Annotated in this window: 16 protein-coding genes; 1 reads left to right on the forward strand and 15 read right to left on the reverse strand. The window is 41.1% G+C overall.

Annotation, left to right across the window (positions count from 1 at the left end; all coding sequences use genetic code 11):
• Positions 1-18 precede the first annotated feature (18 nt).
• From HMPREF9257_RS05655 to HMPREF9257_RS05710, 12 genes are all read right to left on the reverse strand, one after another.
• The gene (locus HMPREF9257_RS05655; RefSeq protein ID WP_006418559.1) at positions 19-648 is read right to left on the reverse strand and encodes an ABC transporter permease; all 630 of its coding nucleotides are present in this window, start codon (positions 646-648) and stop codon (positions 19-21) included.
• Positions 645-1,418 (reverse strand): ABC transporter ATP-binding protein, encoded by a 774-nt coding sequence (locus HMPREF9257_RS05660; RefSeq protein WP_006418298.1) that lies wholly within the window; start codon positions 1,416-1,418, stop codon positions 645-647. Before HMPREF9257_RS05660 ends, HMPREF9257_RS05655 begins: the two co-directional genes overlap by 4 nt.
• Positions 1,419-1,526: 108 nt before the next feature.
• On the reverse strand, positions 1,527-2,408 hold the full coding sequence (locus HMPREF9257_RS09245) for a glycine betaine ABC transporter substrate-binding protein (protein ID WP_006418408.1): 882 nt from the start codon (positions 2,406-2,408) through the stop codon (positions 1,527-1,529).
• Positions 2,405-3,034: an ABC transporter permease gene (locus HMPREF9257_RS09250; RefSeq protein WP_006418142.1), complete on the reverse strand. Its 630-nt coding sequence runs from the start codon at positions 3,032-3,034 to the stop codon at positions 2,405-2,407. Before HMPREF9257_RS09250 ends, HMPREF9257_RS09245 begins: the two co-directional genes overlap by 4 nt.
• A 69-nt stretch (positions 3,035-3,103) precedes the next feature.
• Positions 3,104-3,544, reverse strand: a complete 441-nt coding sequence (locus HMPREF9257_RS05675; RefSeq protein ID WP_006418313.1) for a MarR family winged helix-turn-helix transcriptional regulator — start codon at positions 3,542-3,544, stop codon at positions 3,104-3,106.
• Between the two features lie 159 nt (positions 3,545-3,703).
• Positions 3,704-5,185, reverse strand: a complete 1,482-nt coding sequence (locus HMPREF9257_RS05680; RefSeq protein ID WP_006418284.1) for a C69 family dipeptidase — start codon at positions 5,183-5,185, stop codon at positions 3,704-3,706.
• A gap of 243 nt (positions 5,186-5,428) precedes the next feature.
• Positions 5,429-6,799 (reverse strand): polysaccharide deacetylase family protein, encoded by a 1,371-nt coding sequence (locus HMPREF9257_RS08780; protein ID WP_006418385.1) that lies wholly within the window; start codon positions 6,797-6,799, stop codon positions 5,429-5,431.
• Positions 6,800-6,971: 172 nt separating this feature from the next.
• On the reverse strand, positions 6,972-7,859 hold the full coding sequence (locus HMPREF9257_RS05690; RefSeq protein ID WP_006418604.1) for a LysM peptidoglycan-binding domain-containing protein: 888 nt from the start codon (positions 7,857-7,859) through the stop codon (positions 6,972-6,974).
• A 463-nt stretch (positions 7,860-8,322) separates the two neighbouring features.
• The gene (locus HMPREF9257_RS05695) at positions 8,323-8,679 is read right to left on the reverse strand and encodes a DUF2200 domain-containing protein (protein WP_006418232.1); all 357 of its coding nucleotides are present in this window, start codon (positions 8,677-8,679) and stop codon (positions 8,323-8,325) included.
• A gap of 9 nt (positions 8,680-8,688) precedes the next feature.
• Positions 8,689-9,309 (reverse strand): NUDIX hydrolase N-terminal domain-containing protein, encoded by a 621-nt coding sequence (locus HMPREF9257_RS05700; protein ID WP_006418311.1) that lies wholly within the window; start codon positions 9,307-9,309, stop codon positions 8,689-8,691.
• An 11-nt stretch (positions 9,310-9,320) separates the two neighbouring features.
• Positions 9,321-10,037 (reverse strand): hydroxyacylglutathione hydrolase, encoded by a 717-nt coding sequence (gloB, locus tag HMPREF9257_RS05705; RefSeq protein ID WP_006418221.1) that lies wholly within the window; start codon positions 10,035-10,037, stop codon positions 9,321-9,323.
• A gap of 54 nt (positions 10,038-10,091) precedes the next feature.
• Positions 10,092-10,442, reverse strand: a complete 351-nt coding sequence (locus tag HMPREF9257_RS05710) for an iron chaperone (protein WP_006418435.1) — start codon at positions 10,440-10,442, stop codon at positions 10,092-10,094.
• Between the two features lie 194 nt (positions 10,443-10,636).
• Here HMPREF9257_RS05710 and HMPREF9257_RS09525 point away from each other — a divergent pair, with 194 nt between their 5' ends.
• Positions 10,637-10,765: a hypothetical protein gene (locus tag HMPREF9257_RS09525; RefSeq protein WP_006418367.1), complete on the forward strand. Its 129-nt coding sequence runs from the start codon at positions 10,637-10,639 to the stop codon at positions 10,763-10,765.
• 496 nt (positions 10,766-11,261) lie between these two features.
• Here the strand turns inward: HMPREF9257_RS09525 and HMPREF9257_RS05715 are convergent, their stop codons facing one another.
• The 3 genes from HMPREF9257_RS05715 to HMPREF9257_RS05725 are packed head-to-tail and all read right to left on the reverse strand — an operon-like array spanning position 11,262 to position 12,833.
• Positions 11,262-11,681, reverse strand: a complete 420-nt coding sequence (locus HMPREF9257_RS05715; protein WP_006418174.1) for a GyrI-like domain-containing protein — start codon at positions 11,679-11,681, stop codon at positions 11,262-11,264.
• Position 11,682: 1 nt separating this feature from the next.
• Positions 11,683-12,270 carry a GNAT family N-acetyltransferase gene (locus tag HMPREF9257_RS05720; RefSeq protein ID WP_006418470.1) on the reverse strand — a complete coding sequence of 196 codons (588 nt, stop codon included), beginning with the start codon at positions 12,268-12,270 and terminating at the stop codon, positions 11,683-11,685.
• Complete coding sequence (locus HMPREF9257_RS05725) at positions 12,267-12,833, reverse strand: TetR/AcrR family transcriptional regulator (protein WP_006418424.1); 567 nt, start codon at positions 12,831-12,833, stop codon at positions 12,267-12,269. The genes HMPREF9257_RS05720 and HMPREF9257_RS05725 overlap by 4 nt, the downstream gene beginning before the upstream one ends.
• Positions 12,834-12,868: the final 35 nt, after the last annotated feature.

Raw genomic sequence — 12,868 nt, forward strand, 5'->3', positions numbered from 1 at the left:
ACTTGGCTGTTTATTACATTAAAAATAAGGATGAACTTTCTTCAATACACCATACAAGAGATTCCAAAATATATTAACCAACAAACACAAAATCACCGTTAAAAGCGTACCCCAGACCAACTTGATTAAATCCATGGTCCGCAAGCCTTCAAACAAAATCTTACCTAAGCCACCGCCATTAATCACTGCAGCCATGGTGGCGATTCCCACTGTAGAAGTGGTGGAAATTTTCAAACCGGTCACAATCGTAGGCATGGCTAAAGGAATTTGGACCCGATGCAAGACTTGGCGCTGGGTCATCCCCATGGCATCAGCCACTTCCAAGACTCTGTCATCTACCTGATCTAAGCCCAATAAAATATTCCGTACTAAAATATATTGGACATAGACGACTAAAACAATTATAGCGGTTGTCTTCCCTAAACCGGTCACCGGTATCAATAAGGCAAAGACTGCTAAAGAAGGAATGGCATAAATAACGGATAATAGGTAAATTGAACCATTCCGCAAATTGGGCCAGCGTCGAATCAAGGCAACCAAGGCCAAGGAAAACAACAAAGCAAACATCATAGCTAAGCTCACCAACTGCACATGCTCAACAAAAGCTTGGATTAATTTATCTGAGGATTTTTTCCAGTATTCCATCATGATAATTCACTCCATAAACGACTTTGTTGCTTGACTGTATCCATCAAAGCCGCCACAAAGGGTGTGGCCGGTGCTTGGATAATGGCTTGTGGCCGGTCAAATTGACATAATTGCCCTTGGTCCATAATCATGACCCGGTCACCTAAGGTGAAGGCCTCCATAATATCATGAGTCACCAAAACAAAGGTCTTGTCATCAAATTGTTGTTGAATTTCCTTTAATTCGGTCTGCATGGAAGACCGGGTGATGGCATCAATGGCACCAAAGGGCTCATCTAATAACATCACCTTGGGATTGGCTGCCAAGGCTCGGGCCACACCCACTCTTTGCTGTTGGCCGCCGGACAATTCCTTGGGATAACGGTCGCGGTAATCCGCTGCTGGCAAATGAACTAAGTCAAGGACTTGGTCCACCCGGGCCTTAATTTGACCTTTGCTCCAACCCAACAGTTCTGGCACCACTGCAATATTGCCAGCCACAGTAAGATGGGGGAAAAGCCCCACTTCTTGGACCACATAGCCCATTTGCCGTCTTAAGTCCGTGACATCCTGACTTTTAATATCTTGGCCGTTGAAACGAATGGTTCCTGAATCTGCCTCAATGAGGCGGTTAATCATTTTTAAGGTAGTGGTTTTACCCGACCCTGACGTGCCCAAGACCGTGATAAATTCACCCGAGAAGATATCAAAGGACAGGTCGCGTACGGCCTGAGTCTTCCCTTGGGGGAAATTTTTATTAACATGGTCAAATTGAATCATTGGTGCTTGCATGTATTTACTCCTTTAAGCTGAAGGTGACTTGATTGATGCGATGAAGCTGACAAAAATCAGCAAGACTCAGTCCGGATTTTTGCCTAGAAAGCCTAAGGCCGAGTCAATCTACTTAAGTGATTGATAGAATTCTTTAGCGACATCTTCATAGTCTTGACCATCCACATCCACTTTGGCATTCAATTCAATCATGGTCTTAGTATCGAGCTTGGCTGACAGTTTATTAATAATATCTGCCACATCTTGATGGTCCTTTAAGAAATCTTGACGAATCACTGGGGCCAAATTATAAGGTGGCCAGAAGGCTTTGTCGTCCTCTAAAACCACATATTGGTCACTGTTCACTAATTGTCCTTCCGTCGTATAGGCCGGTGCTAAATCAGCTTCATTTGAGGCCAAAACTTGGTATTTCAAACTATTATCATAGATGGTAGATGATTTAAAAGCGAAGTCACCGTAAGTTTGGGCTAAACCAAGTAAACCATCTTCCCGTTGGTCAAATTCCCCTTGGGAGGCAAAACGCACGTCTTTGGCCTTAGCTTGAAGGTCAGAAATAGTCTTAATACCTAATTTATCGGCACTTTCCTTACGCATCACTAACCCCTGGCTGTCAGAAGCAGGTGAATAATCTAACCAAGTTAATTTAAATTGCTTTTCATACTCGGCTTTAACCATATCGTAAACCTTTTGTGGATCAGTTTCTAAATGTAATTTCAAAATAGATAAAAGCGCAGTCCCAGTATATTCAGGGTACAAGTCAATTTCATCGTTAACAATAGAAGTATGGATGACCGAAGAGGCAATCGAAGAAACTCGGTCAACCTTATAGCCTTGGTCTTCCAGGGCTAGGGCATAAATTTCCCCAACAATTAAAGATTCGGTAAAATCTTTAGATCCCACGCGAATACTTTTATCCGCCGCTAAAGCGCGACCAGGCAATAAGGCTAAGAGACTAACTAAAACTAAAATAGACATAAGAACTTTTTTCATGATTTTTCACTCACTTTCACTAAATAATCCATCAGTATCAAAGAAAACAAGGATAGGATGGCCACCGAACCACCACCAATAACTAAAAGGTCCATCCGGTAAAGGCCTAGACCGGTAACAATCAAAGAACCCAAACCACCGGCACCAATATAGGTAGCCAAGGTGGCTGAAGCAATGATTTCGACCAAGGCTAATTTAATCCCCGTTAAAATATGAGGTAAAGCCAAAGGCAAGGTCACCCGTTTAAATAATTGACCACTCGACATGCCCATAGCCAGACCGGTTTCTTTTAATACCGCCGGCACTTCCATAAAACCTAGGGTCATATTCATAATTAAGGGTGGCAGGGCTAGAAAAACTAAGGCCAGCAAGGCAGGCGTCCGGCCAACGCCCAAAAAAGGAATCATAATAAAGAGGACCGCCAAGGAAGGAATGACCCTTAGGCCTTGAGCCAGAAAGAAAATCATTTGCCGACTTAATTGATGACGACTAGCCCAATAGGCCAAGGAAAAAGCTAGGATAAATGCTGCTCCTAAAGCTGTCAGGCTTAATCCAATATGTTGGCCCACATAGAGCCAATACATTGAACTATTACTTTGAAAATATGTAATCATATCATTGAGCATGGCTGATCTCCTCGACTAAATTTGTTTTTTCTATTTCTACTCGCATCAAAATTATCCTTAATTTTTCCATCAATAATCTTTCTGAGCCAAATTATGTTGAATCCGTTGTAAATAAGCTTCAAATTCTTTAATTTCAGCCGGCAAAAAACCTTGATAAAAAACCTGGTCCAACTCTTCTGATATATGCAAGGCAATTTCTTCCTGCTGACGACCCAAGTCTGTTAGGAAAAAGACTTTTTTACGTTGGTCTTGGGCGTGAGCCCGGCAATCAACCAAGCCTAGGGATTCTAATTTTTTTAACATAATGGATGCGGTGTTGGTGGCTAACCCAGTAGCTAAAGCCAAGTCTGTACCAGTTTGGTCCCCTTTTTCATAGAGGACAGCTAACAATTTATTTTGCTCCGCTGTAAATAAGATATCTTTTTCTTGAGCCAGTAGCTTGTTATAAAGCCGGCCATTTAATAATTTGATGTTATGAATGAGATAACCGCCATTTTGTAGTTGCGACATAGAATCCTCCCCTTTCACTAACTTTTTAATCTAAATAAAATTAGTTCTATTTAGATATATTATAGTTCTATATAGACACAAAGTCAATTTACTTGCTCACAAAAAATCAGCCACCTTCTTTCATAAGAAAGTGACTGATTTTTTATCGAATAATTCGTTTTAACCATCTGAACGATGGAAAGAATTTTGCATGCGGTTAGAAGCAAGGAAGAGGATTTGATCTAATAATTTGTCCGTTGCAGCCTTAGCTAGATCCGCCATGGCCTGGTTGGCTTCTTGGCATAGGTCTACTACCGCCTTATTCTCAACATAAAGACCATCAAATTTGTGTAGATGGGCGTGGCCTTGAGCCTGTAAATTCAATTGATAACGTTCAATTAAAGGTAGGGCCTTTTGATAGTGGGGATCGGCTAGGGCCGCGATTAAGCGATTAGCCCAATAAAAGTTATCCGTACGAATCATTTGGTTAGTCTGGCTAAGATAAGATGGCATGGTCTTAACATTGGCATAAAATGGAATTAAGGCATTAAAAGGATTAGAACCAAAAGCTAACCATTCGATGGCTTGAATGGCAGGAGCGACATAAGGACGAATTTGAATCAAACCAAGCACATTATTCCGATTAATCCCAATCGGCCGATACGGCTTAGAACTTTTTTTATCATAGACATCATAAGGAGTGCCTTGATAGTGGTTAGACAGAATGGTTTTTACATCCTCAATCGTAATCTTACGGTCAGGGACCAAAGCCCAAGGAATATTATCTGAATCAGGGCCAAAATCAGCTTGAGGACCATCCCAGGCATAAGATTTTCCATTAAAATATCGACCCATGACCCAAGCTCGTGGCGTATTATAAACATGGTCAGCATCACTTTGACTACCAAAAGCCCAGCGGGGATTGAAGTCGCCTTCTTGACCTAAGTCTAAATGATGATCCTGAATAAAATCCTTTAAATCTGCTGAACATAAGTGATTATTTTGAGCGCCGAAAGCATCTTCTAAGTCAAACTGGTCAATACCTAACTGGTTAGGCATCATGACATAAGCATCGTCGGGAACCCGCTTAGCAATCCAATGGTGCCCCCCCACAGTTTCTAGCCACCAAATTTCGTGTTTATCTTGGAAGGCAATCCCGTTCATTTCATAAGTTCCAAATTCCTCTAGGAGACCACCTAAGCGCACCACCCCTTGACGGGCTGATTTAATATAAGGGAGAACCAGGGTGACAAAGTCTTCTTCGCCAATGCCACCAACTTGTTCAGGGACATAATCCGCTTGTCCTGGCTGACCTTGACTCGCATGGTATTCAACCAAGGGGTCAGCCCCTAAGACGCGGGCATTTGAAGTAATCGTTTCGGTAGCAGACATGGCCACATTGGCTTGGTTGACCCCAAAAGCACCATAGATACCATCTTTACCCAAGGCATCCGGTGTCACCGTATAGGTCATAGGGTTATCTGGTAGGTCAATTTTCACATGGGATAATACGGATTGATAGTGTCGTGGCTGGTCTTGTGCTAAGACCACCGTTTTCTTTTTCTCAATAAAAGAACCGGCGCCAGAGTCCTCATTCCGTGCCACCATCGTGGACCCATCATAAGAAGCTCCTTTACCGATTAAGATTGTTGTACATGCCATTTGCTTATCCCCCTTTTTAATGTGACTCTATTATAGGCGGGTCGACAGCAAATTGCAAAAATTGGTGTTGAAGTGCGCGCGTTTCTAAGGAATAATCACTGCGCACACCTGCTTCCAGTATCTTGAAAGTAGAACTTTTCTGAGGTATTTCATGCGAGTTTTTCAAAAACTGGAACTTTTCTGGTCCTTTTCATAAAAGTATTCATAACCTAAACCTTAGATTTACCATTTACCCGCCCTTAATTAATAACGAAAATCAAATTCTAATTCAGTTGGATCAACAAACTTATAATGGCGTTCAACCAAAGCGGGAACAAACATACCTAGCGCATCAATTGAAGCTTGATGGCTATCATGGAAAAGTACCAACATATCATCCGAAAGTTGCGACATAATCTGATCATAAATTAGTTGGCCCTCAGCGAACTTCCAATCCATGGTATCTGTATTCCAGGTAATGGAGGTCAAATCAGGGATTAACTGGTAAACCCGCTTGCCCCCAGATCCATAAGGCATCCGATAATAACGCGGCGTCACCCCAGTTACTTTTTGGATAATCGCTTGAGTCTTATTAATTTGGTCTAAGACAGCTTGGTCCGAAATCTTAGCAAAGTCTGGATGGTCATACGAATGGTTGCCGATTTCATGACCCGCCTTAGCTACCCGTTGTGCAATGTCTGGATAAAGTTCAACCGACCGTCCCACCATAAAGAAGGTTGCCTTAACATGGTATTTATCCAGAATTGCTAAAGCCTGATCGGTGGTATCTAGAGCAGGACCATCATCGAAAGTCAAAGCGATTTTCGGGCGAATATCTAGATCAGTATCATTCAACTTCTGGGCTGCATAATCAATATCAAATATATCAAGTATTTCAGCTTTAGTGAAAACCTTTTGTTGATGTTCTTTAGCTAGCTTATCAATGAATTGATCCAAGAATTGATAAAATTCAGTCTGGTCTTGGTCAACTTGAGGATGGTGGGCTACCTTTTTTAACGACAGATTAAAGTTCACAGCCGTCTGAACAATTTCTTTTACTTGCGACCGGTCAAAGTTTCGATACTTTTCTAACTTAGCCAAGGCTTGATTCAGTCCGATGATAGTCTGCCAGTCCGCCTGGGCTTGTCTCTTTGCCTGATCTAATAGCTCAGTCATAGCATCCGAGTTTGACCAAGCAAAATCTTGGTCTAAAAGCGCCACTTGCTCAGAACTTAAATCTGCTTTAAATTTCGCCTGACCTTCTCTCAATTGAGTGAGGTTGGGTTTTTGGTAAAGTGAAAATAGGTCCGCTTGAATCTTAAACTTTGCTTTGCCTTGGTCCAAGATTCTTTGCCATTGATATCTAGGTTCACCTACCAAACGCTTAACCGCACCTTGAGCCCGTTTAAGATCACCAGAATCTAGCTTTTCATTTAAAAAAACAAAGTCCTTATCCTGATAAAGCTGAGCAACTAAAGCTTCAGCATGGTTGAGTCGATAACTGGTATTAAACGGCACAAAATGAAAAAGCAAGACTAAACAGACCAGGGTAAGCAAGGTTAAAACGAGGTGCTCACGTCTAATTAACCTTTTTAGCTTGTTTGAACTTGCTTGTCTGTTGAAATCTTGCTTCATGGCTCTATCTCCTTATTAAATCCCAGCTTCTCCTTTCCTTATATTTTACCAAAATAAACCGCAATATCTATTAATTTTTTTAATAATTGGAGCAATTTATCTCAATAAAACTAGGTAAAAACCAAGGAAAGTCTTCATGCATATTCTTTACTCACAATTTATGATGATAAGCCTAAGGAATAATAAGTATTTGGCCAGGGAAAATTAAATTTGATGTTAAATTATTTGCTTGCTTCAGCGCATCGAGACTAATCCCAAATTTACGCGCTATATTATAAAGATTATCGCCGGACTTAACGGTATACTGTTTTTCCGGACTTGGATCGGGATCTGGTTCTGGTTCCGGATCTGGGTATTCTTTTGCCGGATCTGGAATAATGAGCACGTCACCTATCTGGATAAAGTTTGAGGTTAATCCATTAATTTTTTTAAGGGCATCGAGACTCACACCAAAGCTCCGAGCAATATTATATAAATTGTCGCCGGCTTTAACCGTGTAGAGTTTTTCCGGACTTGGGTCGGGATCTGGTTCTGGTTCCGGATCTGGGTATTCTTTTGCCGGATCTGGAATAATGAGCACCTCACCTATCTGAATAAAGTTTGAGGTTAATCCATTAATTTTTTTAAGGGCATCGAGACTCACACCAAAGCTCCGAGCAATATTATATAAATTGTCGCCGGCTTTAACCGTGTAGAGTTTTTCTGGACTTGACTGCGGTTCTGGATTAGGCTCTGGATTGGGTTCTGGGTCGGGATCTGGTACCGGATCTGCCTCTCCTTGACCAGAATCAGGAATGATTAAAATATCCCCTATTTGGATAAAATCAGAATCTAAGCCGTTAATCTCCTTAAGATCTTGCAAACTTATTCCAAACCTAAGGGCAATTTGATAAAGATTATCCCCCGCTTGCACTTCATAAGTTGTTTGACTTGATCTGGAAGTTGTTACTTCATCCTGTGATTGATTGGCATACACTAGGTCATAATCCGAAGGACCTATGGCTAAAAAACTTACAAGTGCAATACTCGCTAAACTCATTGAAACATATGTCTTTTTCATTTTCCACAACTCCTTCTATAATTTTCAATTTTATTTCCCTACACTTCAATTTTAACGGAAACAATTTGTAATGTAAACGTAATAAACAAAAATTCAATAATTATTCAAAATTGTAATGAAATAAGCGTTTTTCTTAATGAACAAATAACAATTATTACAAATAAATTACATGAAATCGTTTTATTATCAAAATAAATAAAAATCATAAGTCAACTTTTATCATAAATATAAGACAAATTATTGGTAGATTTTAATTTTATATGATCAATAAATTGGTAAAGCTTTCCTATAAGTCAGTCTAATACCCTCCACTAATTTTTATAGAATATTCATAATTAATCCTAAATTTATAAAATATGCCAGACGAGTCATTTCAGTTAGATTTTCAAACATAAAAAATAAGCCTCGAAAAGACTCTAAACTAGTCTTTATCGAAGCGTAATTTATGGTGTTTTCACAAAAATTATTTAAACAATACCTTTTCTATGCTTTTTCCCTTATACAAGTTATCTACTAACTTATCCAAATACCGAACATTTTGCACTAAAGGGTCTTGGATTTTTTGAACTTTCACCCCACAGATTGACCCTGTAATCAAACTCCGATTAGGATTCATTTGAGGAGCTTGGTCAAAAAAGCTTTCCAATGTTAATTCTGGGTTAATCTTCATGGCAGCAATCTCTGCAGGACTATAACCCGTTAACCATTGAATGACTTGGTCTAATTCAGCCTGGCTCCGATTTTTGCGAGCTAACTTAGCTACATACAAGGGATATACTGTCGCAAAAGTCAACTGGGCCATTTTATCATCTTGGTTCATAAACTTCTCCTAATCTACCGGGACTTGCCAGTGAGGGTCATGGTGGGCTTGAAAACACAGTTGGATTTGCGCTGCCGTAGTCTTACCCACTGATAAGTTAGGCAACTTATCTAAAGCAAAATATTGGGCATCAATAGTTTCACTATTTGCTTGAAATTGACCGCCTAAGGACCGACACTCAAAGAAAACTTTTTCGATATTGTGCATGGTTTTGACGGGATTATTTTTGGCATGGTCTTGAATAGCAATTAAGCGCAGGACTTCAATTTCAAGACCAGCCTCTTCATGAGCTTCTTTAATCATGTTGGATACCAGGGTTTGATCCACATCAACCCAACCACCCGGCAAGGACCAGCGTTCGTCTTTTTCTTGAACTAATAAAATTTGGTCTTGGTCATTAAAAATAGCAGCTCGACAATCCAATTTAGGGGTCTGATAGCCCGTTTCATTCGCAAAAACCGCCACCAATTGATCGCTAGGATAGTCACTCTGGCTAGCTAGCATAAGGCTTGCAATCTGCCGAATTTCTTCAAACCGTTCCTGGTCATAAACATCCTTGGTGTAGTGTAAACCTGCTTGGGCCAAGGCTTGTAGACGAATAGCCCATTCAGATAATTGATTACGTTCCATTGAGAAGCCTCCTAGAAATTATCCCGTAAATCACGTAGCGCCTTAAAAGTGTCCACTGATGAAGCCCGCATAAAAGGATTACAATTTAGTTCAATGGCAATCGTGGAAGGTAAGGATGGAAATCCTGCTTGGATGCGGCGGTCCACTTGTTGACTTAAGGCTTTGACATTGGCTTGGAACTCCTCATCATCTAGGTTGACGGTTTGGGCAAAAGCAAGATTCGTTTGGGTATATTCATGACCGGCAAAAACTTGCACGCCCCCTTCCATGGCCGCAAATAATTGGAGGGTCTCAAATTCCGCATGGTAGTCCCCAGTAAAGACTCGACCACACCCAGCCATAAACAAGGAATCCCCACAGAAGAGGTTTTTGTCATCAATTAAATAGGAAATATGACCAGAGGTATGACCGGCCGTCAAGTAGACAGCAAGCTTATGATTTTTGAGGGTGATAGTGTCCATAGGTGCTACTTGAACGCTATTAAAATCAGCCGTTTCTTGAGGACCATAAACTGGCAGGTCCGGAATTTGCGCAAGGATTTCCCTAACCCCACCCGTGTGATCATCGTGATTATGGGTCAAAAGAATAGCATCAAGTCTTATATTTTGATCTTGGATATAATCAAGGACAGGTTGAGCCTCACCGGGATCAACAATAAAATTAAGGTCAGGACTTTGATAGACCCAAATATAGTTATCAGATAAGGCTGGAATTGGATGAACTGGCATAAAAATCTTCCTTTCTTCTTATGTGGACTGACATCTTAAAAACGGAGCTTAACATTATTGGTTATGGTCATAAGTCCAAGCGGCAATTTGGGTCAATAAGTGACGGGGGACCAGCTGGTCATAAGGAATTTTAATCGTACCTTTGGACAAAGCATAGTCTTGGAGCTGGTCTTTAAAATATTCGATGGCAGCAGCAGCCGGATAGATACCGATATGTTTACTTTGGGCAGAAAAGTGAATCAAATTCTTCCGGTCCCGGTAGGTTGGCATTTGATAAGCTAAAGTAGTCGTAAATTGTGGTAAGCCTGCCTCAATCGCTTGGCGCACTTGCTCTAGCGCTTCCTGATGTTCCGGCTTTTGGTCGGCTATATATTTGTTAATTAAATCCCTGGCGCCCCTCCTCATCTGTATTATTATACCATCTAAAATTTTTTATTAAAAAAATTCGTTTAAAAAGACTTTACTTTTTAGAACTTTATATATAATTATCCACAATATTATCATACTAACTCATCCTTGGCCGCCATGCAATTCAAGGTTATGCTAGCTCTAAGGTTATCGAAACTCTTGGCTTAGATCCTAATTGCTATGTGCCAGGTATGGCCATTGCCATCGGTAAAGAAGATATGGAAAAACGTGGCGAAGCCATTCGTTCGTCCGCTACCCTGTTTCCAATGTTCTTTCTTTCATGTAGCCCATCTTATTTATATGCAGCGTCTGGTCTTTAGCTAGACGCTTTTTTGTATTTAATATAGAAAGGGAGCGGGCAAGAAGTAGAAAATCTACGATTTTCGCTTGCTGGAGCACTCGGAGCAAAGCGACATAGTGATCCAGTAGCTGAGTGAACAAGTGAGATCAGCTGCCTTGATTCCCCGCCCAGCGCACTCTTGACTAGGATAGAACAAGTCGTTTTGCGACGCAGTTTCCATCCAGTCAACCACTGCTCAAAAACATCTAGTATTTAGTGAAAAGCACAAGACTGTTTTTTCCCAAGACCCCTTTAATGTGTTGATAGGGGTGGATTGGCTTGGGCGAATCCAGGGTCCTTATTAACTGTAGTATAAATCTTTCCACTTTTTGAAAACTTGAATCTTTTTTGGATAAATCATTCTACTTGCTCTAAACTCGAATCTTTTGCAGCAAATTCATGCCACTTTGTAAAAATTCGAATATTTTTCAGCCAAATCATTCTACTTTTTCTAAACTCGAATCATCATTCAAAAATCACTCCACCGCCAACCACAATTGCATTTGGTAGTCCATGGCGGTACGGTCGCCGGCCGGATACACTTCCACACTCCACTTGTAATCCTCAGCTATACCTTCTTGGGGACAAACTTCATCAAAGAAGTAGCCATAAGCCATAGCTAAGCTAAACCCGGCGGGCCCTTCTAAATCAATGACCACATATTTGCTAGCAGGCACCACTTTAGCTTCCGCTTGGTCTACCGCAACGACTTGACCCAGCTGATAAATCACCGCACCATATTCTTTAATCTCATAAGTATAGCCATAAGTAAGACCGGCCTCGGGATTTTCCTCCAAATAGTCCTGCCACAAACCCAAATAATCAGTCTGGGCATTGGCGGGATAAAAAGGCCCGCTCACAGCAAAACTTTCTTTTTCTTCAATATGATAATCCATCTTAGTCCCCCTCAATCAAATTAGCTAGCCCGTAAGTCCGTAACTGGTCCATACTTTTCAAAGTTTGGGGTGGATTAGCCAGGGGCGCTAATTCTTTATACATCCATAAAATATCAAACCATTGGCCAAACTTATAACCGATTTTGGGAAAATGGCAGATATATTGGTAACCCAAGGCTTCATAGAATTTAGGGCTGGCCCCAGTCACATAAGCTTCTTGCTCGTCGGCACCAGTGATACAGGCATAGGCGGTTAAGACCCCTTGAACCCGCAATAATTTCTCCAAGGCTTCATACAAAAATCGGCCTTTGCCCTGGTCCCTAGCATTCATGTCCATATAAATTGATAGTTCCACCACCCAGTCATAGGCTGCCCGGGTCCGGTAACGAGAAGCATAAGCATAGCCTAAAATCTGACCTTCTTCTTCCAAAACTAGATAAGGATAGTGCTTAAGGGTCGCTGCAATCCGGCCCTCAAAATCAGCCACCGTTGGAATCTCGGTTTCAAAGGTAATGGCAGTATTTTCAACATAAGGTTTATAAATCGCTAGGATAGCAGCCGCATCGGTGACTTGGGCATAACGAATCATGATTGAGCTCCTTCTATTTGACTAGGCAACTGATTCCAAGCAAAAAACATCTGGGCGATTTCTTGAGTCGATTCTTTGCAACCCTTGCGGATCCAGTGCAAGATAATCCCAATATTGGAATTAATAAAAACCTCGCGGGCATACTCAGGGTTAAGTGCGGGACGATGGTTCAAGGCTTGTTCTAGCTCCGGCACCCGGTCAATCAATTCTAGTAGAAAAGACCGCAAAATATTAGAGATATAATCCGGGCGGGACAAAATTAATGATTGGACAAAATCAAAATCAGCTACGACTAAGTCTAAAACTGCTACCACCGATGGTAGCCATTTCTCTTTGGCTTGGCCAATCGGTAACTTGGACATAATTTCCTGTAAGATATCGGCAATAATTTTATCAATCATATCCAGTTTATCCAGATAATGTAAATAGAAAGTGCTCCGGTTGATGCCAGCCGTCCGCGTAATATCGGAAATAGTGATGGCTTCAAAATCCTTTTCTTGGAGCAATTTAACCAAAGCTGCCTTTATATCAGCCTTGGTCGAGGTTTGTCTTGCTTGGGTCATGGGTTTTCCTCCTTAAATCAACAGATTGTTGATAA

The sequence above is a fragment of the Eremococcus coleocola ACS-139-V-Col8 genome (assembly GCF_000183205.1).
In the GTDB taxonomy this organism is placed as follows: domain Bacteria; phylum Bacillota; class Bacilli; order Lactobacillales; family Aerococcaceae; genus Eremococcus; species Eremococcus coleocola.